The organism is Nocardia sp. NPDC055029 (assembly GCF_053608525.1).
Window position 1 is genome coordinate 85,725 of sequence record NZ_JBSGVQ010000009.1, and the last position, 19,374, is coordinate 105,098.

A 19,374-nucleotide genomic window follows, 5' to 3' on the forward strand; every position below is an offset into this window, starting at 1 on the left:
TCAGGTCGGTGTCAGCGGCGCTCGCGACAGTAGTCACATCAACAACGCAGCAGCACCGACCGAGGAGATTCCGATGTACACCTTCCAGACCCCCGCCCCGATCGCCGTCACCGTCGATGTCCTGTCCGCAGGCGTCACCGTCATCGCGTCCGACCGCAGCGACACCGTCGTCGAGGTCAAGCCGGCCGACGCGGGCAAGAAGGCCGATGTGCGCGCCGCCGAGCAGACCAAGGTCGAGTTCGGCGACGGCATCCTGACCGTGACGGCGTCGAAGAACTGGCGCACGCACACCCCGTTCGGTGGTAACCCGTCGATCGAGGTGACCATCGAGGTGCCGACCGGCTCGGAGCTGACGGGCACCGCCGGGGTTGGCCGGTTGCTCGGTGTCGGCGAACTCGGCCGGTGCGACCTGACGGTGTCGCTCGGCGACATCGCCGTCGAGCGTCCGCAGGGGTCGGTGACCGCGAAGACCGCCAAGGGCAACATCCGCATCGGCGAGGCTGCTCGCGGGGAATTCCGGCTGGAGACCTCCTCGGGCGAGCTCGAGGTGGGGATCAGCCCCGCCAGCGCGGTCCGGCTGGAGACCAGCACCACGCTCGGCGCCGTGCGGAACCTGATGGAGCCGGTCGCCTCGGCGCACGACACGGCGGACACGGTGCAGGTCTACGCGCGCAATGCCCTCGGCAACATCATCATTCGGCACACCGCCGCTGCCTGATTTCGGCTTCGACGGACACCACTATCCGATAAGGAAACCCCCGATGAGTGCAACACTTCCCGTCCCGCTCGGCCTTCCCCAGCAGCGCGATGCGGGTCCCTTCGATCCACCCGGCGAGATCACCCGGCTTCGCGAGGCTCGCCCCGTCAGCCCGCTGATCTTCCCCGACGGTCACGAAGGCTGGGTCGTCACCGGCTACGAAGCTGTCCGCCAGCTGCTGGCCGACACCCGGTTCAGCTCCCGCCAGGACCTCGGCATCGTCCACCCGGCGTATGAGTCCTCCGGCATGCCCGTCCAGACCGAGCCGTCGCCGCAGATCCCGGGCTTGTTCGTCGCCATGGACCCGCCGGATCACACCCGGCTGCGGCGCAAGCTCACCGGCGCCTTCACCGTCAAACGGATGAAGCAGCTCGAAGAGCACATCATCGAGATCACCGAGCGGCAGCTGGACGAGATGGCGCGGCTGACCCCGCCGGTCGACCTGGTCAGGGAGTTCGCGCTGCCGGTGCCCTCGCTGGTGATCTGCGAACTGCTCGGCGTCCCCTACGAGGACCGGGAGACCTTCCAGGTCAACTCGGCCCAGTTCCTGGTCAAGGATCAGGAACTGGAGCAGAAGATGGCCGCGTACGGCGCGATGACCTCGTACCTGGCCGAACTGGTCATGCGCAAACGCGCCGAACCCGGCGAGGACATCCTCTCCGACCTCGCCCGCGACGAGGACCTCGGCATCGAGGAACTGGTCGGCATCGCCTTCCTGCTCCTGCTGGCAGGCCACGAGACCACCGCCAACATGCTCGCGCTCGGCACCTTCGCGCTGCTCGAACACCCCGAGCAGCTGGCCGAACTGCGCGCCGACCCGGAGCTGGTCCCCAATGCTGTCGAGGAGCTCATGCGCTATCTGTCGGTCGCCGACATCTTCTATCGCTACGCCACCGAAGACATCGAACTGTGTGGCGAGACGATCGGCAAGGGCTCGACGGTCGTCATCTCGCTACTGGCCGCCAACCGCGACCCCCTGCGCTTCGACAACCCCGACACCCTCGACGTGCGCCGCACGGCCCGCGGTCACGTCTCCTTCGGCCACGGCGTCCACCAATGCCTCGGCCAGCAGCTGGCCCGCATAGAGATGCGCGCCGGCTTCGCCGGACTGCTCCGCCGCTTCCCCACCCTCGAACTCGCCGTCCCCGCAACCGAGGTGAAGCTCAAGACCGACATGAACATCTACGGCGTCCACGAACTGCCCGTCACCTGGACGGACCAGCGATGACAACGCCGCGGATCTCGGCGGATCGGGAGCGCTGCATCGGCGCGGGCATGTGCGCCCTGCTCGCGCCGTCGGTCTTCGACCAGGACGATGACGACGGCCGGGTGCGAGTGCTCGACCCGGCACCGCGGGGCGGTCACGCGGCGGTGCTGGAGGCCGTGGAAGCGTGTCCGTCCGGTGCACTCACGATCGGCGAGTCCTGAGACACCCGCGCTGGGGTCTCAGAGCCGCGCTACGCAGACGACGAATTTGCGCTGGTTGTAGACGAATCCGAGATTGCCCGACTCACATTGGTTGGCGTCGGCGACGCCATGCTTGACCTCCAGCACCTTCACGCCCTCGGTGGTGCCCCCGGTGGCGCAGTCGATGTGCGTCGGCTTCTTCTCGCCGAGCTCCAGGCAGCCGCCGACCACCCAGTCGATGTCCATGCACAACCCACCCTGCTCGACCGAGCCGACACGCTCGCTGTAGGTCTGATCGGTGTCGGTCGGGCAGGTGCCGCCCGCGGGCGCCTTGTCGAAGATCTTGTAGCTGGAAGGGCCACTGCCGCAGGTGGTCTTCTCGACCGTGACCTGCTCGCCGTCACCGTCGGCCACCACGCAGTCACCGACGGCCAGCTGGATCGCGATCGGCGTTTTGGCGGCCGAGCTGAGAGTGGCGACGGGGGCGGGCAGCTGAGGTTCGACCGGCGCCGATGGCGCGTTCGTCCCCGATGCGGCTGCCGCAGTCACGTTCTCGGCCGGATGCCCGCTGCCCGCGATGTCATCCGAGGTCAGGGAGATCGCGGCCACCATCACCACGGTCGCGAGCAGAGCGGCTGAAGCGATGAAGACCGTCAGGACTAAACCGGCTTGAACACGTTGGCGTGACACGGACAGTCCTCCAGAGCTTTTACTGTTGCACCTCGAATCAAGCAAATGCTTACACCATGTGACGCGCGCGCGTCGAATCACCAGTTCGGTCAAACAGATTCGGTCAAACGACTAGGTCACGATCCGGCAACGATGCGCGGCCAGGTCTGGCTGATTGTCATTTCCTCCCACAAGCTTCGGACGCTGTACAGCTGCTCGCCATTCGGTCATGCCGACCGGAGGTACCTGAGAAGGAAATGTCAGTATGAAGTTCGGCCCGTTGATCCCGGCGACTCTCCTGGCCGTCGCGGCCGTTGGCATCGCTGCGGGGACTGTGAACGCGAAACCGCAGGAAAACCACGATGTTTCGACGTCCGGCGTCGACCGCGGCGTCGCCTATCGCACCGTCGTATCAGATTTCTCCCGGGTTGTCACAACCACCGTGGACCACGGCAAATTCGTGATCGCCGACAATGGTGACAAGGTGTCGCTGAAGTCGGATAGTGGTGAAGTCATTACTGAAATACCGCTGACTTACATTGTTTCCGAAAGTCGCATGGCGGTGGCGCAGGAAATCAGCGATGACGGCCAAAAACTCACTCTTACCCCGAAAGTGACCGCGCTAAACATCGGCGAGATGCAGCCCATCAACTCGATGGGACGCCTTGCCGCCGAGGTCAATCAGAATGTGGTCGGCGTGGTCGTCGGCGGCCTGCTCGGCGGGCTGATCGGAACCGTGCTCGGCTTCGGCTTCTTCAGCATCATCACCGGGCCCGTCGGCCTGGTCGTCGGCGCGATCGCGGGCGGCGCCATCACGGGTGGCCAGTCGTTCATGGACGCGGTGACGGCGGTCGTCAGCGGCCAGCCCTGATACGAAAACTGCCACCCCCGAATCGCATCGGTCGCGACCAGGGGTGGCAGTTTTCGCAGCGGGTGTCAGCTCTTGACGAGTTCCGGCGACTCGGGTTCGTCGGACTGTTCCGGAGCGTGCGCACCGTGCGGGTTGTCGGAGCGGTTCGGCAGCAGGACCGCCATGGCGACGACGACCAGTGCCAGGGCTGCCGAGACCAGGAAGGCCAGGCGCATGCCGTCGAGGGTGGCGGTGATCTGGTCGGTGCCGTCGGCGATGAGCGAGGCGCTGCGGGCCGACATGACCGTGACGACCAGGGCGGTGCCGAAGGCGGCCGCCACCTGCTGCAGGGTGCCGAGCATCGAGCTGCCGTGCGAGTACAGGTGCATCGGCAGGGCGCCGAGGCCGAGCGTGAACACCGGGGTGAACGCGCCGGCCAGCGAGACCATCAGCAGGATGTGCAGGCCGAGCAGCTGCCAGTACGGCATCGTCAGCGAGATCTGGGTGAAGCCGGCCAGCGAGACAGCGATGCCGATCGAGCCGGGGATCACCAGCGCGCGGCCGCCGAACTTGTCGAACAGGCGACCGACGGTCGGGCCGAGCAGACCCATCGCCAGACCACCCGGCATCACCAGCAGACCGGTCTCCAGCGGGCTCAGGTGCCGCAGATTCTGCAGGTACAGCGGCAGCAGGATCATCGAACCCATCATCGCCAGGAACGCGATGGCCATCAGGACCAGCGCCTTGGCGTAGGTGCCCGACAGCAGCACCCGCAGGTCGAGCAGCGGGGTGCCGTTGCGCTGCAACTGCACCTGACGCAGCGCGAACGCGGCGATCAGGGCGACGCCACCGGCCACGATCAGCGCCGGGACGGTGTAGCTGCCGCTGTGGAACTTGCTCAGCCCGAACACGAGTCCACCGAAGCCGACGGCGGCCAGGAACACGCTGGGAATGTCGAGCACACCGGGCTGCGGTTCACCGACGTTCTCGAGCTGCCGCAGACCCAGCCAGGTGACCACGCCGGCGATCGGCAGCATCACCACGAACAGCAACCGCCACGAGTCGAGCGCCGGGACGCTGATCTGCAGGATCAGGCCGGAGATGACAGGGCCCATGGCGGGCGCCACCGAGATGGCCAGCGTGACGTTGCCCATCACCCGGCCGCGATCCTGCTCCGCGACGACGGTCATGAGGGTGGTCATCAGCAGCGGCATCATCACCGCGGTGCCGCCGGCCTGGATGATGCGGCCGATCAGCAGCACCGCGAAGGTCGGCGCGAGCGCCGAGAGCACGGTGCCGGCGATGAAGACGCCCATCGCGACCGCGTAGGCCTGGCGGGTCGTGACCCGCTGCAGGAACCAGCCGGTGGTCGGGATGATCGCGGCCATCGTCAGCATGAACGCGGTCGACACCCATTGCGCGGCGACCTCGGTGACGTGCAGATCGCTCATCAGCCGCGGGATCGCGTTGATCATGATGGTTTCGTTGAGGATGACGACGAAGGTCGCGAGCACCAGCACCCGGATGACGGTCGGTGTCCGGCCTTTCGTCATCGGCGGGGATAGTTCGGCCGGCATCGGGGTACCTCCAGGAGCAGCGGGGTCGGCAGGGCGAGCGGTGGCCCGATGCCGGGTCGACTGTGTCCCGGCACCACGAGAGAGAAGACGGATTTCGTCGGTCCAACTCATCGGGCGCGGGCCAGTATTCCGCTCACCACCGACACAAATCACCTTGTTTTCGGCGCGAGCGCCGCACCGGCATGAGGGAAACGCGCAGGTCGGGTGGACTTCTCACCCGAAGATCCGGCCGAAGGTGAGCCTGGTCACTCTCGGAGAATCGGCGCCGGAAAGCAATCGACGGGGCGGGCGTGGCTGAGTGTGTGCGCCGACCCGACGGGGTATACCGGATCGGTGACTACATCGAGAGTGTGGCTTGCTGTGGTGTGCGCGATTGTCGCCTCGCTGGGCGGTGTCCAGGCGAAGGCCGAAACAACGGGGGCCCATGTCAGGGGGGAGGCGCCGCTCGGAGAGCGGGCCGTCCAAATCGATGTGTACTCACCCGCTATGGGTCGGATGATCCAGAACCGGGTGATCAAGGCGGCGAATCCGGGAGCGCCGACGCTGTACCTGCTGACCGGCGTCGGCGGCGGGGCCGACGGGATCTCCTGGTGGGACGACACCGATGTGCAGCGGTTCTTCGCCGACAAGCACGTCAACGTGGTCATGCCGGTCGGCGGCGCGTTCACGCTGTACACCGACTGGATCACCGACGATCCCACTGTCGGCCGGGTGCGCTGGGAGACCTACCTGACCGACGAATTGCCCGCCGTGATCGATGGCATGCTCGGCACGAGCGGACGCAATGCCATCGCCGGCGTGTCGATGAGCGCGGCCTCGGCGCTGGATCTGACCATCCGCGGCGGTTCCCGATTCTCCGCCGTCGCCGCGTTCAGCGGTTGCCCGTGGGCGGCGGACCCGCTCGGGATCGGCATGGCCGGCGCCCAGGCCGTCCGCGGCGGCGGCAATCCGGGCAACATGTGGGGCGCGCCCGGCGGCGCGGTGTGGCGCGAACACGACGTCTTCGCCAACGCGGGCAAGCTCGCGGGCAAGACGATCTTCCTGTCGGCCGCCACCGGCCTGCCCGGCAGGGCCGACCGTGGGCTGCCCATGCCGCCGGTCGAAGCGATCGCCGGGGCGTGCACGGCCGCCTTCGCGAACCGTCTGGCTCAGCTCGGCGTCCCCGCCACCTACGTCCAACGGCCGACCGGCGCGCACACGTGGGGCCAGTTCGAGGCCGACCTGCACGAGGCCTGGCCGCACCTGGCCGCCGCCATCGGGGCCTGAGCTCAGGCCTCGACGGTGGCCGGTTGTTCGACCGGCGCCGGCGGGGTCGCCACGGGTTCCGGCCCGATCTCGTTGTCGCGCCTGCCCCGCCGGAACCACCACTGCAGGACACCGATGCCGATCAGCGCCAGTAGGGCGCTGGTGAGGCTGATCGACAGACCCGGCGGCCGCCAGGTGACGGTGAGCTGGGCGTTCTGGGTGCCCGGCGGGATGTCGACGGCGAGGAAGACGCCGGCGACCGCCTTGGTGGGAATCTCGCGGTCGCCGAGCATGGCGGTGTAACCCGGCCAGGCCAAGCGGGACAACACGATGCGGCCGCCGGTGCCCGAGGACACGGTGGCCCGGTTGGTCAGGCCCGCCTCCGGCATCACGGTCGCGTGCACACCCGACTCGTGCGCGATGAGGTCGCCGGGGGAGGGTAGCGGGTTGACCCGCTCGAGCACCCAGATCTGCCGTTCGTGACCGGGGTAGTCGACGAACTTCCAGCCCGCCGGAGCAGGCTTGGAGCGCGCGTCGGGGTACTGGGCACGTTGCAGGACAACACGATCAAGCCGCATCAGATCCACGACCGGCGTGTCGGTCGACGGCTCGACCGCGAACACCCTGCGATACGCGTCGGTACAGGTGCCGCCGTCCCACGCCATGCACAGCAACCCGGCGAACGCCGCGTGCCCGACAGGGGTATAGCCGTTGACGTACTGCAGGCCGAGGTTCTTGGCATAACTGCCGAGCGCGATCGAACCGTAGGTCGCCGCGAGGGTGCGTTCCTCGTCCCGCACCATGATCCGGTCGGCCAATTGCAGGGTGCGGCCGTCGAAATCGGGGAACGCGGCGGTCATCTCGGAGCGGCGCTCGGGGAACCCGTACGACATGGGCGTCGTTGGCGCCGCGGCTACCTGCGCGTAGGCGATGGGGAAGGTCGCGACGATGGTCAGCGCGGCGGCGGCGGCGACTCCGCGGGTGCGCGCCAGCCAGACGACACCGGCGCCGAGCGCCACCACCACGGCCACCGCGAGCACATGCCGTTCGAGGAGTTTCGGTGCGGCGGAGAACGATCGGACGAACAGCAACCCGATCAGCACGCCCGCCGCGGCGTACCGGCGCCGGGACGCGGCGAACACGCCGTAGCGGCTGAGCAGCACGCACACCAGCACCAGCAGCGCGATCGCCAGCATCGGCAGCACCCTGGCAGGCCAGCGCAGCGGTCCGATCGCGCCCGGTCCCGCCGTCCACATCAGCGCGGCGACGGCGAACAGCGCGATCCCGCTCCAGTCGGCGGCGGCGCGCGCGGCGGCCTTCCAGTCGATGAAGGCCAGCGCCGGGATCACGAACCACGCGATGTAGACCATCGGCAGCGGCTGCACATGGCCCCACCAGGCGGTGAACGCGGGCACCGTGCTCGGCAGGCTCGCATTGAGCGATTCCGACCACGGCACGGTCAGGAACGGGTCGTTGTGGATGGTGGAGACATCACCGCGCCAGGTGGCCTGCGAGGACAGCAGGATCGGCAGGTTGGCCACCATCGCGCCGAGCACCGCGAGCCCGGACGCGGTGAGCAGCCGCAGTACCGGTGCCCACCGGCGCCGGTACAGGTACTCGCCCGCGGCGACGGCGGCGATCATCAGGCCGGATTCGACGGCGGGGAAGGCGTATTGGATGGTCAGCGCCAGGTACAGGAACACGAACAGCGGGATCGGCCCGGTCCGTCCCCGCGCGTACAGCACGGCCGAGGCCCAGGCGTGCACGAGCCAGGCGGTACCGGTGTGCGAGGTGAACCAGCTGGCCTCGTCGAAGAACAGGAACCAGCCGCTGAACGGGAACGCCACGCCCGCCACCGCGGCCCAGGGCGCGCGGGCGCCGTAGGCCAGGCAGATTCGGAAGACGCCCAGCGCCGCGATCGCGGAGAACACCAGCTTCACCGCGGTCGCGTACAGCGCGAGATTGTCGAACGAGGGCGCGAGCAGATACACCAGCAGCTGCGGCGGGTTGTAGAGCCCGGCTTCCTCGAGGCTGTAGTTGCCCGCCATCCATTCCCACGGCACCATCGCCGGGAACCGGCCCGCCCGCAGTTCGGTACCGAGCAGCTGCCACATCGGCACGTATTGCGCCTCGGTGTCGTCGGTGTAGAAGTGCCGCGGGTCGCCGAGCATGACCGCGAGATAGCCGGCCAGCACCCCGATCACGACGATAATCGCCCACTGCACCACTTGCTTTCGCGGTTCGAGCGCCGCGCGTATCCACACGAGCGCGGGAGCATAGGGCATAGACGTGAATCGGACAATACGTGGGGATGTCACGGCGTGGTGGTGGACATTTGTCCAGCTCAGGTGTGGTTAGGTTGGGGTAAGCACAACTCGGTGTGTCACCGCTGTCGGGTTCGAAGTTGATAGCATGGCGCAACCGAGCCGACCCTTCGAGAGAGTCATCAATGCAGTTCGAAATCGTCGAGCGGGACGAGACATGGGTGGCCGGTCTACCGGTCCGCAGTCCCAAGCGCGCCCTCGGTGAGCTGCGCGACCGGGATCTCGAAGCCGCGTGGTCGGCCGTCCTGCACCAAGACCTCGGCGGCCCACTGGCCAGCGCCTACACCGACTACACCGGTGAGCTGAGCACCTACAACACCCAGATCGTCGGCTACCAGTGCGATTCGCTCGATCAGGTGACCCGCGGACATCTGGCGGCCCGCCTGCCGCGCGGCACCTACGCGCGGTTCTCCTCGGTCGGTAACTTTCCGCAGGTGATGACGGATCTGTGGACCCAGATCGCCTATGCCGAGGAGCACAACCAGATCAAGCGCACCTTCACCGGCGATTTCGAGTGCTACCCGCACGCGTACAAGATCGACCTGTATCTGGCGGTCGATCCGCGATGAGCTACACGATCGTCGTGCGCGGCAGCGCACTCTACGGCGGCCTGGCCGTGCCGCGGGTCCATCCGAGCTTCAAGGTCAGCAACAGCGACCTGATCGAGTTCCTCAAGGACCGCCTGCGCGACCGGCCCGGTGGCAGCGAACCGCTGCACACGGTCTACGTCCCCGACCCGGCGGGCAACTGGAACGCGCTGGTGGCACGGGAATACGCGTCCCCCGACGACGTCCCGGTCGGCGATCTCATGGTGCGCGTGCCCCGGGGCATCTACGCGCGGTTCGCTCCCAACGGCGATTACCACGATCCGGTCGAGGACGTGTGGGCCCAGGTCGACGACGCGACGGCGTCGGCGGAGATCTCTCGCGCCTATCGCGAGGAGATCGAGGTCTGGCACGGCCCGGACACCGTAGAATTGTTCGTTTCGATCACGGCGGATAGCTAAGGGGTAGCCAGATTCGAACCGATCGGTCTGGATCTTGCCGCCATCACTCTGAGCACACGTTCTGAGCTGCGGATACTTCACCCGTAACACAGGGTTTCCGGAAAATTAGCCACTCGCCTGGTGCATTCCATTCGGATGACGGATACTGCACGAGTCGGCATCGGTAGGACGCCGACCGCGCGCGGGCGCGTAGCACGGAGCTAGGAACACGATGGCTGTCGAAGCAGCGCGCAACGACGCGGGGTTGCGGTGCGTTCACCGCGGCGCCGGATGGCACGCGATGACGCGGTTCGTGATTCGGACCCGTCGATGAGCGAACCGGACCCGCAGACGGCGGACTACCGCCCCTTTGTGCTCGATCCGGCCGATCACGCCGACGCGGCAACCTTGCGGCAGCTGGCCGGGTCGGCCGGCATCCGCCGATACGACCTGCGCGCCGGGATGCGCGCCGAGCTGGCCGAGCTCACCGGCCCGCCGCCCGGACTCGATCCGGGCGAGGAACGGTGGGTCTACTACCCGTGGCGCCACGCCCTCGTCGCGATCCTCGGCCCCGCCGCGTTCCTGGCGATCCGCACCGACCGCAATCGCAACAAGCTCACCCGCGCCGAACAGCAGCGCCTCGGGCAGCTGGCGGTCGGTGTCGTCGGGCAGAGCGTCGGCCATTCGGTCGCGTACACGCTGGCGCTGGAAGGCGCGTGCGGACTGCTGCGGCTGGCCGACTTCGACACCATCGAGCTGTCGAATCTGAACCGGGTGCCGGGCGGACTGTTCGATGTCGGCGTCAACAAGTCGGTCGTGACCGCCCGCCGGATCGCCGAACTCGATCCGTATCTGCCGGTCGAGATCTGGCAGGCGGGCGTGCTGATCGACACGGTCGACGAGTTCCTCGACGGGCTCTCGGTGGTCGTGGAGGAATGCGATTCGCTCGACATCAAATTCGCGGTCCGCGAGGCCGCGCGCAGGCGGCGGATCCCGCTGCTCATGGACACCAGCGACCGCGGCCTGTTCGATGTCGAGCGTTACGACCTCGAACCCGGCCGCGAGCCCTTCCACGGTCTGCTCGGCGCGACCACCGGCGCCCAGCTGGCCGACCTCGACACCAAGGCCAAGGCGCCGCACGTGCTGCGCATCCTCGACCCCGGCCAGCTCTCCTCGCGGATGGCCGCCAGCCTGGCCGAGGTCGGCGAGACCATCACCACCTGGCCGCAATTGGGCAGCGACGTGCAGCTGGGTGCGGCCATCGTGACCGCGGCGGTGCGCCGGATCGGGCTCGGCGCCAAGCTGTCCTCCGGCCGGACCCGTGTCGACCTCGAGGCGGCGCTGGACTCGCTGGCCGAACCCTGCTACCTCGACGAGGGCATCGACACCGTGCCCGAGCTGCCCGCCGACACGCCCCCGGCCGACCCCGTCGCGGCGATCCTGTCCTGCGCCCAGCGCGCGCCATCGGGCGGCAATGTGCAGCCGTGGCGATTGCGCGGCGAACCGGGGCTGATCGAGATCGCCCTCGACCCCACCGGCTCCACCGCGATGGACATCGAGCTGCGCGGCAGTGCCGTCGCGGTCGGCGCGGCCGTGCACAATGCCCGCGCCGCCGCGGCCGCCCACGGCCTGCTCGGCGAGCCGCAATGGCGCGTCGACGACCCGGCCTCGCCCTTGCTCGCCCGGCTGCCGCTGCGCGAAGGGACCGACCCCGATCTGGCCGCCGACTATCCCCTCGCCCTGGAACGGCACACCAACCGCAGGCTCGGCGCGACGACACCGCTGTCGTGCACCGTCGTGCCCGCGCTCGGCACCGCCGCCGCGGCCGAGGACGCCACCGTGCACGCGATCACCGGCACGGACGCACTGGCCGAAGCCGCCGCGCTGCTCGGCGCCAGCGACCGGGTCCGCTATCTCACACCCCAGCTGCACGGGCAGCTCTACGCCGAATTGCGCTGGCCCGGGGAGGATCTGCGCACCGGCATCGACGTGCGCACACTCGAACCGGCGCCGGACGAACTGGCCAAGCTCCAGGTCGGCCGCCGCACCGATGTGATGGACCGGCTGCGCGAGTGGTCAGCGGGCGCCGCGCTCGGGGAATCCACCGTCGACCGGGTGCGGGCCAGCTCGGCTCTGGTGGCGATCGGTTTCCGCGCTCGCGCAGGGGGTATCCCGGATTTGGCCGATTACGCGAGAGCCGGTGCCGCGGTGGAAAGAGTGTGGCTACGGGCGCAACTGCTGGGGCTGGCGGTGCAGCCGGTGTCCCCGGTGTTCCTGTATGCCGACCGACGCGAGGATTTGCGCATCGTTTCTCCCGAGTTCACAGATACACTTGCCAGCATTCAGAGGCGTTTCCAGGACCTGTTGGGAATCCCTGAGGATGAGAACGTGGCATTGGTTCTTCGTCTGAGCTACGCCGCGGCTGCGAGCGTTCGCAGTCGACGGTTGCCGGTGCCCGGCAGTAGGAACGACGGATAGCGCGGATCGGAGACAACGTGCCTCGGCAAACGCTCGACTCACTGGTGACGCAGGTCGCCTCCGAGTTGATGGGTGTCGACGCCACGACCATGGTGGCGGCGAGCGAGCGGGTGCTCGCCGCCCTTGTCGAGCACTTCGACGTCGATGTCAGCTATCTGCGCCACACCGACCGGGCGCGGCGCGTGACCGTTCTCGTCGCCGAATGGCCGCGCAGGCCCGAGGTCCCCGACCCGGACCCGCTGCACACGGTCGAGTTCGAGCACGCCGACTCGGTCTTCCGCGCCCTCGAATACGCGACCGAGCCGCTGATCGTGCGCCCCGGCCACGACAGCGCCGACTACCAGGAGACGATCCGCAAATCCTCGGGCATTCCCGAGGTGGCCATGGCCTGCGTGCCGCTGGTCTCGCGCGGCGAGTCGACCGGTGTCCTCGGCTTCGTGAAGATGGGCGATCGCGCCTGGTCCAAGCGCGAACTCAATGTCCTCAAGGCCATCGCCGCGCTGTTCGCCCAGCTGCAGGCGCGCGTCGTCGCCGAGGAGAAGCTGCGCTATATCGCGCTGCACGACGATCTGACCGGCCTGGCCAACCGCCGCGCCCTGCTCGAATACATGGAGGAGCGGCTGAGCGCGGGCGAACCGGGCCCGATCGCCACCTTCTTCCTCGATCTGGACCGGCTCAAGGCGCTCAACGATTTCCTCGGGCACAGCGCGGGCGACAACTTCATCCGCACGCTGGCACGCAGGCTCAAACAGAACCTCGAGCCCGGCGACATGATCGCGCGGCTCGGCGGCGACGAGTTCGTCATCGTGCCTGCGGCGCCGATGGACTCGGTGGCCGCCGAGCTGGAGGCGACCCGGATCCAGCAGCTCATCGGCCGTCGGGTCTCGGTGGGGCAGGAATCGGTCAGCCGTGGCGTGAGTGTCGGTGTCGCGCTGGGCATTCCGGGGGAAACGTCGGTATCGGACGTGCTGCGCCGCGCCGACCATGCCCTGCTGTCGGCGAAATCCGGTGGCGGCAACGGGGTCGCGGTGTTCACCGACGCCATGCGCGCGCAGTTCGAGCTCCAGGACGACGTGGAGCTGAACCTGCGCAGCGCGGTGTCCGACGGCTCGCTGGTGCTGCACTACCAACCCGAGGTCGACCTGCGCACCGGCCGGATCGTGGCGCTGGAAGCGCTGGTCCGCTGGCAGCACCCGACGCGTGGGCTGCTGCCGCCGGGCGCGTTCGTCTCGGTGGCCGAGGCCACCAACCTGGCGGGTGAACTCGGCCGGTGGGTGATCCGTTCGGCCTGTTCGCAATTCGCCGACTGGCGCCGCCGCGGGCTGGCCGCCAATGTGGTGATCCGGATCAACGTGTCGCCGGTGCAGCTGGTCAGCGCCGATTTCGTCGAGCGTATCGAGGACATTCTTCGCCTGTTCGGGATCGACGGCAGCTCGGTCTGCCTCGAGATCACCGAGCATGTCGTCGTGCAGGACCTCGTGCGGACCAGGCTCACCCTGCGCGGCCTCAAGCGGATGGGCGTGCAGATCGCCATCGACGACTTCGGCACCGGCTACAGCTCGCTGTCGCACCTCAAGGCGCTGCCGGTCGACGCGGTGAAGATCGACCGTGGTTTCGTGCAGCGCCTCGGCGACAGCAACGACGACCTGGCGATCGTGAAGTCGATCATCGGCCTGGCCGGTTCGTTCGGGCTCGGGGTGGTCGGCGAGGGCGTCGAGACGCCGATGGCGGCCAGGACGCTGGTCGGCCTCGGTTGCTATCGCGCGCAGGGCTTCCTCATCGCCCGGCCCATGCCTGCCGAGGAAGTCGAGGCGCAACTGCGGGAGGGCCGCATCCCGCTCGACCTCGATCTGCCACGCGCGGGACGCGGCGTGGCGCCGAGCTGATCGCGGCGATGCCTGCCGGGGAGTGGCTGCTGATCGAGACCCTCGTCGAGGATCTCGACCCCACCGTCGTCGCGGAAGGCGCGCAGGTCAGGCAGTGGGCTGGACCGGTGTGGCTGCACCGCAAACTCGGGCAGGCGCGCGCGGGTGTCGTCGCGGCGGCGGTGCGGCGCTGCCGGGCCGATCAGGTCTCGGTGCGGGAGGAGACCGACGGCCTGCTGGTACTGGCCGAGCCGGTCCGCTGTGCGTTCGACGGGATCCACGGTGTCCAGCTGTGGGCCGGACCGGTCGCGGCGCCGGTGCCGCCGCGTCGGCAGGTGGCGGCGTGGGACTGGGAGGCCGACACCGAACTCGCCTACCACGGACCGGGTTTGGAGGAGCTCATCTTCGCCCGCGATCCGGCCGAGGTGCGGGTGGTCCGTACGCCGCCGGACGCCTTCGGGCGGATGGTGCGGTTCGACGGCAGGGTCGACTACTTCGCGATGGCCACCGGGCTCGTGCCCGGCGGGCACTGGCAGGGCGAGGTCGACATGCTCGGCGACGACGACGCGGTGCGCCGCTTCCAGATGATCGCCAGGGCCGCGCCGCGGGTGCGCCGGGTGAGCGGCCTGATGCACGCCGTCCCCGAACACAACGGGGTGCCTGACCCGGATGTGACCATGTTGCGGGCGGTATCGCAGCGCGCCGGTGTCGGTATCGGTCTCGTCGAGCTGTCCAGCGCGATGATCTACGAATGGGCCGCCGAGCCGCTGCACCCGCTGGACCGGTGGGCCGTCGAACGGCCCACCGTCGACCCGGACGACCTGGCCGCGTTGCGCGCCGCCTGCGCCGATGTCGCGCGCGAGCCGGGGACGGCACGGCGGCTCGCGCTGCGGGTGCGCTTCGCCGACGGTGAATGGATCACCGCGCAGGCCGAACTGGTCGCGATGACCACCGCCGCGTTCGGACACGGCCTGCTGCGGGTCTGGTTCGACGGCGCGCCGGAGTCCGGTTAGCCGCATCTTTCGCCGCTGTTCACGCGCTGTTCCACGGGCCGGTTCCAGGGGGCACCCGCGTCGCTGAACTATCGGGGTGTGCGCATCGTGCAGCTCGCCAACTTCTACGGCCCGCGATCGGGTGGGCTGCGCACCGCCTTGCATCACCTCGGCGAAGGCTATGTCGCGGCCGGTCACGAGGTGGTGCTGATCGTGCCGGGGCCGCGGCGCAGCGAGGAAGTGCTGCCCACCGGCGCACTGCGAATCACCTTGCCCGCGATCGCGATTCCGTGCACCGGTGGTTACCGCGCGGCCGATCCGCGGCGGGTGGCCGATGTGCTCGGTGGGTTGCGGCCCGACGTGCTCGAGGTCTCCGATCGGCTCACCCTGCGTGGTTTCGGGCGCTGGGCCCGGCGTCGCGGCGTCGCGAGCGTGATGATCTCGCACGAACGGCTCGACCGCCTGCTCGGCCAGTTCCTGCCAGGGCCCGCCGCCCGCCGCTGCGCCGATGTCGCCAACCGGCGCACCGCCGACGACTACGACATGGTCGTGTGCACGACCGACTTCGCCCGCGAGGAGTTCCAGCGGATCGGCGCACCCAATGTGGAGCTGGTGCCCCTCGGCGTCGACCTCGACCTGTTCAGTCCCCGCCGCCGCGACCACCGGCTGCGCGCCGACCTCGGCGTCGCCGGGCATCCCATGCTGGTGCACTGCGGCAGGCTGTCGGTGGAGAAGCGGGTCGACCGCAGCATCGAAGCGGTCGGCGCACTGCACCGCGCCGGCCTCCCCGCCCGGCTGGTCGTCGCCGGTGACGGCCCACGCCGCGAGTCGCTCGAACGCCGCGCCCGCACCCTGCCCGCCCTCCCCGGCGGTGAACCGTCGGTCCACTTCACCGGATTCATCAGCGACCGCGCCATGGTCGCGAAACTCCTTGCCACCGCCGATGTCTCACTAGCCCCCGGCCCCCACGAAACCTTCGGTCTCGCCGCCCTGGAAGCCCTCGCCGCAGGTACCCCCGTCGTAGCCAGCCGCTCCTCGGCCCTGGCCGACATCGTCACCGCCGAATGCGGCGCCATCGCCGCCGACCGCCCCCGAGCCTTCGCCCGAGCCGTCACCGACGTCCTCGCCATGCCGACCACCGGCCGCCGCCAAGCCGCCCGCACCCGCGCCGAACAATTCACCTGGCCCCGAGCGGTGGCAGGCATGCTCGCGGTCCTCGACCGGTGAGCAGCGAACCTGCCCGCAGGTGGTGACTACTCGGCGGAGCGGGCGGCCAGTACTGCCTCGTACAGGTCCTTGCGGGAGGCGCCGCGGCCTGCGGAGACTTCGGCGCAGGCGTCTTTGAGGCGCATGCCGCCTGCGACCAGGGTTTCCACCTCGGTGACCAGGTCGGCCGGGTCGGCCGAAACCGGTTGGGCGCCTGCGAGGACCACGGTGATCTCGCCGCGGGCGCCCTCGACGGACCAGGCGGCGAGTTCGGCGAGGGTGCCGCGGACGACTTCCTCGTAGGTCTTGGTGAGTTCGCGGCAGACGGCGGCGCGACGGTCGGGGCCGAGGACGGTGACGGCGTCGGCGAGGCAGTCGGCGAGACGGTGGGGCGCTTCGAAGAAGACGCACGCCCGTTGTTCGGAAGCCAAGGTGCGCAACCACTCCCGGCGCTGGCCGCCCTTGCGCGGGGCGAATCCGTCGAAGCAGAAGCGTTCGACCGGCAGGCCGGACAGGGCGAGGGCGGTGGTGACCGCGGACGGGCCGGGCAGGCAGGTGACCGGGAGGTCGCGTTCGACGGCGGCGGCGACCAGCCGGTAGCCGGGATCGCTGACCGAGGGCATGCCCGCGTCGGTCACCAGGAGCACGGTGAGACCGCTCGCGATGTCGTCGAGCAGGGCGGGGATGCGGGCCGTCTCGACATGGTCGTAGAAGCTGACGATCCGGCCGGTGATCTCCACGCCGAGGGCCTTCGCCAGCGACTTGGTCCTGCGGGTGTCCTCGGCGGCGACCACATCGGCCGAGCCGAGCGCGTCCCGCAGTCGCTGGGACGCGTCCCCGATGTCGCCCATCGGTGTAGCCGCTAAGACCAACACAGTGTTGTCCAGCCTCTCCGGTATTTTGGCCGTACCGATCGAGTGCGGCGGCGGGGCGTGCATGCGGTGTCCGGCCATTCTGTCAGGCGGGCCCGCCACGCCGGATCGCGCATCTGCCGGGAAACAAGGGGGAACAGTGTCGGCTCGGACTTCGGTGGGCGCACCGCCTACGATCGGGGCGTGATCCCGGTGACCGAAACGCGCGCGATGCCACCGTCGCGGTCGGCGGCGTTGGTCGCGCCGGCTCCGCTGCGACCCGCCCCCGACTTCGGCCCGCTCGACACCGCCCGCGGCTGGGCGGTCACCGCCGTGCTCACGGTGATCGCGGCGATCACCCGCTTCGCGAACCTGAACTACCCGACCGACGCGCGCACCCCCGTCTTCGACGAGAAGCACTACGCGCCGCAGGCCTGGCAGATGGTCACCGGCGGCGGAGTGGAGGACAACCCCGCCTACGGGCTGGTGGTGCATCCTCCGGTCGGCAAGCAGTTCATCGCGATCAGCGAGGCCCTGTTCGGTTACAACGCGTGGGGCTGGCGCGGCACCGCGGCGCTGGCGGGCACCCTGCTGGTGCTGCTGGTGATCCGGATCGTGCGCCGGATGTCGCGCTCGACGCTGATCGGCGCGTTCGCGGGCATCCTGCTCATCGCCGACGGGCTGACCTTCGTCTCCTCCCGCATCGGCATGCTCGACATCTTCATGGCGCTGCTGGTGACCGCCGCGTTCGGCTGCCTGATCGTCGACCGCGACGAGGTCCGCGAACGGATGGCCGCCGCCGACGTGGCGGGCCGGATCGGGATCACCGACTGGGGACCGCGACTCGGCGTGCGCTGGTGGCGCTTCGGCGCGGGCGTGCTGCTCGGGCTGGCGTGCGGCACCAAATGGTCGGGCGTCTACTTCATCATGTTCTTCGGGCTGCTGAGCGTGGCCTTCGACGTGAGCGCGCGGCGCGCGTACGGGGTGCGCAAGCCGTGGGTCGGCACGCTGGTCCGTGACGTCGGCCCGGCGCTGTACGCGCTGGTCGTCATTCCGCTGGTGGTGTATCTGTCCTCGTATTGGGCATGGTTCGCCAGCGAGAACGGGGTGTACCGCTACGCGGTCGGCAACCAGATCGGCACCGGCGGCCCGTTCGCGTTCGTGCCTGGCGCCTTGCGCTCGCTCTGGTACTACCAGGGCGAAACCCTGGACTTCCATTCGAGTCTCACCAACTCGGCGGGCAACCACCATCCGTGGGAATCCAAGCCGTGGACCTGGCCGATGGGCCTGCGCCCGATGCTCTACTACTACGCCGACGGTACCGTCACCGGCTGCGGCGAGGCGCAGTGCGTGAAGGCCGTGATGGCGGTCGGCACACCCGCGCTGTGGTGGCTGGCGCTGCCCGCGCTCGGCTGGATGGTGTGGCGCTCGGTCGTGCGCAAGGACTGGCGCTACGCCGCCGTGCTGGTCGGCTACGGCGCAGGCCTGCTGCCCTGGTTCCTCACTCTCGACCGGCAGATGTACTTCTTCTACGCGGTGGTACTCGCGCCCTTCCTGGCGATGGGCGTCGCCCTGATCCTCGGCGACATCCTCGGTTCGGCCCGGCCTGCGGGGATACCGCGCAGCCCGACCGGCACCTATCTGCCCGCCCCGGTGAACGAGCGGTACGCGCTCGGGCTGCTCATCGTCAGCATCTATCTGGGCCTGGTGATCGCGAACTTCGTCTGGCTCTGGCCGATCCTCACCGCCCAGCCGATCACCCCGGCCAGCTGGCAGGACCACCTCTGGCTACCCAGCTGGCGCTGACTCAGCTGTCGAGGGTGCGCTGGACGAACTCGAGCGCGTCGGCGTCGGTGAGACCGAGGCGGCGGATCGTCGTCACATAGTCGACGGCGGCGCGGCCGGCGATATCGCGGGTGGGGTCGCCGGAGGAGGCGATGAAAGAGCCTTGGCGGCCCCGGGTTTCGAGGACCCCGTCGGCCTCGAGTTCGCGGTACGCGCGGGCGACGGTATTGGGGGCGATGCCCAGATCGGCGGCGAGCGCGCGGACAGTGGGGATCTTGGTGCCCGCGGTGAGCGTGCCCGCACGGACCTGTTCGATCACGGCCATGCGCAGCTGCTCATACGGCGGCTGGGTGGAATCGGCGGACAGCTCGACGTGGAACATG

17 protein-coding genes are annotated in these 19,374 nt (G+C 69.1%); 12 read left to right on the forward strand and 5 right to left on the reverse strand.

Annotated elements, in window-relative coordinates; genetic code table 11:
* Positions 1 to 73: 73 nt before the first annotated feature.
* From ACWF9G_RS11210 to ACWF9G_RS11220, 3 genes are read left to right on the forward strand one after another with little or no spacing between them, the layout of a single operon-like run.
* A complete protein-coding gene (locus ACWF9G_RS11210; protein WP_452514945.1) occupies positions 74 to 718 on the forward strand; it encodes a DUF4097 family beta strand repeat-containing protein in 645 nt (214 codons plus the stop codon).
* A 43-nt stretch (positions 719 to 761) separates the two neighbouring features.
* On the forward strand, positions 762 to 1,985 hold the full coding sequence (locus ACWF9G_RS11215) for a cytochrome P450 (RefSeq protein WP_452514947.1): 1,224 nt from the start codon (positions 762 to 764) through the stop codon (positions 1,983 to 1,985).
* Positions 1,982 to 2,185 carry a ferredoxin gene (locus ACWF9G_RS11220; protein ID WP_379308197.1) on the forward strand — a complete coding sequence of 68 codons (204 nt, stop codon included), beginning with the start codon at positions 1,982 to 1,984 and terminating at the stop codon, positions 2,183 to 2,185. Before ACWF9G_RS11215 ends, ACWF9G_RS11220 begins: the two co-directional genes overlap by 4 nt.
* 18 nt (positions 2,186 to 2,203) lie before the next feature.
* Here ACWF9G_RS11220 and lppU read toward each other — a convergent pair whose 3' ends face one another.
* On the reverse strand, positions 2,204 to 2,854 hold the full coding sequence (gene lppU, locus ACWF9G_RS11225) for an LppU family putative lipoprotein (RefSeq protein WP_452514949.1): 651 nt from the start codon (positions 2,852 to 2,854) through the stop codon (positions 2,204 to 2,206).
* Between the two features lie 244 nt (positions 2,855 to 3,098).
* Here lppU and ACWF9G_RS11230 point away from each other — a divergent pair, with 244 nt between their 5' ends.
* On the forward strand, positions 3,099 to 3,704 hold the full coding sequence (locus ACWF9G_RS11230; protein WP_452514951.1) for a hypothetical protein: 606 nt from the start codon (positions 3,099 to 3,101) through the stop codon (positions 3,702 to 3,704).
* 65 nt (positions 3,705 to 3,769) lie between these two features.
* On the opposite strand, the gene ACWF9G_RS11235 is transcribed toward ACWF9G_RS11230, so the two are convergent.
* Positions 3,770 to 5,260: an MDR family MFS transporter gene (locus tag ACWF9G_RS11235; RefSeq protein WP_452514953.1), complete on the reverse strand. Its 1,491-nt coding sequence runs from the start codon at positions 5,258 to 5,260 to the stop codon at positions 3,770 to 3,772.
* A 486-nt stretch (positions 5,261 to 5,746) separates the two neighbouring features.
* Between ACWF9G_RS11235 and ACWF9G_RS11240 the strand changes: the two genes are divergently transcribed.
* Positions 5,747 to 6,526 (forward strand): alpha/beta hydrolase, encoded by a 780-nt coding sequence (locus ACWF9G_RS11240; RefSeq protein ID WP_379308193.1) that lies wholly within the window; start codon positions 5,747 to 5,749, stop codon positions 6,524 to 6,526.
* 2 nt (positions 6,527 to 6,528) lie between these two features.
* On the opposite strand, the gene ACWF9G_RS11245 is transcribed toward ACWF9G_RS11240, so the two are convergent.
* Entirely contained in the window at positions 6,529 to 8,790 is a 2,262-nt protein-coding gene (locus tag ACWF9G_RS11245) for a hypothetical protein (RefSeq protein WP_452514955.1), read from the reverse strand.
* Positions 8,791 to 8,954: 164 nt separating this feature from the next.
* Between ACWF9G_RS11245 and ACWF9G_RS11250 the strand changes: the two genes are divergently transcribed.
* From ACWF9G_RS11250 to ACWF9G_RS11275, 6 genes are all read left to right on the forward strand, one after another.
* Complete coding sequence (locus ACWF9G_RS11250; RefSeq protein ID WP_189025953.1) at positions 8,955 to 9,398, forward strand: GyrI-like domain-containing protein; 444 nt, start codon at positions 8,955 to 8,957, stop codon at positions 9,396 to 9,398.
* Complete coding sequence (locus ACWF9G_RS11255) at positions 9,395 to 9,835, forward strand: AraC family transcriptional regulator (protein WP_379308191.1); 441 nt, start codon at positions 9,395 to 9,397, stop codon at positions 9,833 to 9,835. Before ACWF9G_RS11250 ends, ACWF9G_RS11255 begins: the two co-directional genes overlap by 4 nt.
* 309 nt (positions 9,836 to 10,144) lie before the next feature.
* Positions 10,145 to 12,292, forward strand: a complete 2,148-nt coding sequence (locus ACWF9G_RS11260) for an Rv1355c family protein (protein ID WP_452514957.1) — start codon at positions 10,145 to 10,147, stop codon at positions 12,290 to 12,292.
* Positions 12,293 to 12,360: 68 nt separating this feature from the next.
* Positions 12,361 to 14,178, forward strand: a complete 1,818-nt coding sequence (locus ACWF9G_RS11265) for a putative bifunctional diguanylate cyclase/phosphodiesterase (protein WP_379308229.1) — start codon at positions 12,361 to 12,363, stop codon at positions 14,176 to 14,178.
* A gap of 8 nt (positions 14,179 to 14,186) precedes the next feature.
* Entirely contained in the window at positions 14,187 to 15,170 is a 984-nt protein-coding gene (locus tag ACWF9G_RS11270; RefSeq protein WP_452514959.1) for a GAF domain-containing protein, read from the forward strand.
* 78 nt (positions 15,171 to 15,248) lie between these two features.
* On the forward strand, positions 15,249 to 16,376 hold the full coding sequence (locus tag ACWF9G_RS11275) for a glycosyltransferase (protein WP_379308188.1): 1,128 nt from the start codon (positions 15,249 to 15,251) through the stop codon (positions 16,374 to 16,376).
* 26 nt (positions 16,377 to 16,402) lie between these two features.
* On the opposite strand, the gene rsmI is transcribed toward ACWF9G_RS11275, so the two are convergent.
* Entirely contained in the window at positions 16,403 to 17,293 is an 891-nt protein-coding gene (gene rsmI / locus ACWF9G_RS11280; protein ID WP_379304753.1) for a 16S rRNA (cytidine(1402)-2'-O)-methyltransferase, read from the reverse strand.
* 144 nt (positions 17,294 to 17,437) lie between these two features.
* Here rsmI and ACWF9G_RS11285 point away from each other — a divergent pair, with 144 nt between their 5' ends.
* Positions 17,438 to 19,012, forward strand: coding sequence for a dolichyl-phosphate-mannose--protein mannosyltransferase (locus tag ACWF9G_RS11285; protein ID WP_452515058.1), 1,575 nt, complete (start codon positions 17,438 to 17,440; stop codon positions 19,010 to 19,012).
* 1 nt (position 19,013) lies between these two features.
* On the opposite strand, the gene ACWF9G_RS11290 is transcribed toward ACWF9G_RS11285, so the two are convergent.
* Positions 19,014 to 19,373: a GntR family transcriptional regulator gene (locus tag ACWF9G_RS11290; protein WP_379304755.1), complete on the reverse strand. Its 360-nt coding sequence runs from the start codon at positions 19,371 to 19,373 to the stop codon at positions 19,014 to 19,016.
* Position 19,374: the final 1 nt, after the last annotated feature.

What these genes read in the sequence shown, in the direction of transcription:
- ACWF9G_RS11250 (WP_189025953.1), top strand. Translation starts at nt 8,955, where the DNA reads ATGCAGTTCGAAATCGTCGAGCGGGACGAGACATGGGTGGCCGGTCTA.
- ACWF9G_RS11220 (WP_379308197.1), top strand. Translation starts at nt 1,982, where the DNA reads ATGACAACGCCGCGGATCTCGGCGGATCGGGAGCGCTGCATCGGCGCG.
- ACWF9G_RS11290 (WP_379304755.1), bottom strand. Translation starts at nt 19,373, where the DNA reads ATGTTCCACGTCGAGCTGTCCGCCGATTCCACCCAGCCGCCGTATGAG.
- ACWF9G_RS11260 (WP_452514957.1), top strand. Translation starts at nt 10,145, where the DNA reads ATGAGCGAACCGGACCCGCAGACGGCGGACTACCGCCCCTTTGTGCTC.
- ACWF9G_RS11240 (WP_379308193.1), top strand. Translation starts at nt 5,747, where the DNA reads ATGGGTCGGATGATCCAGAACCGGGTGATCAAGGCGGCGAATCCGGGA.
- ACWF9G_RS11210 (WP_452514945.1), top strand. Translation starts at nt 74, where the DNA reads ATGTACACCTTCCAGACCCCCGCCCCGATCGCCGTCACCGTCGATGTC.
- ACWF9G_RS11215 (WP_452514947.1), top strand. Translation starts at nt 762, where the DNA reads ATGAGTGCAACACTTCCCGTCCCGCTCGGCCTTCCCCAGCAGCGCGAT.
- ACWF9G_RS11255 (WP_379308191.1), top strand. Translation starts at nt 9,395, where the DNA reads ATGAGCTACACGATCGTCGTGCGCGGCAGCGCACTCTACGGCGGCCTG.
- ACWF9G_RS11270 (WP_452514959.1), top strand. Translation starts at nt 14,187, where the DNA reads ATGCCTGCCGGGGAGTGGCTGCTGATCGAGACCCTCGTCGAGGATCTC.
- rsmI (WP_379304753.1), bottom strand. Translation starts at nt 17,293, where the DNA reads ATGCACGCCCCGCCGCCGCACTCGATCGGTACGGCCAAAATACCGGAG.
- ACWF9G_RS11285 (WP_452515058.1), top strand. Translation starts at nt 17,438, where the DNA reads ATGCCACCGTCGCGGTCGGCGGCGTTGGTCGCGCCGGCTCCGCTGCGA.
- ACWF9G_RS11230 (WP_452514951.1), top strand. Translation starts at nt 3,099, where the DNA reads ATGAAGTTCGGCCCGTTGATCCCGGCGACTCTCCTGGCCGTCGCGGCC.
- ACWF9G_RS11235 (WP_452514953.1), bottom strand. Translation starts at nt 5,260, where the DNA reads ATGCCGGCCGAACTATCCCCGCCGATGACGAAAGGCCGGACACCGACC.
- ACWF9G_RS11245 (WP_452514955.1), bottom strand. Translation starts at nt 8,790, where the DNA reads ATGCCCTATGCTCCCGCGCTCGTGTGGATACGCGCGGCGCTCGAACCG.
- ACWF9G_RS11265 (WP_379308229.1), top strand. Translation starts at nt 12,361, where the DNA reads ATGGGTGTCGACGCCACGACCATGGTGGCGGCGAGCGAGCGGGTGCTC.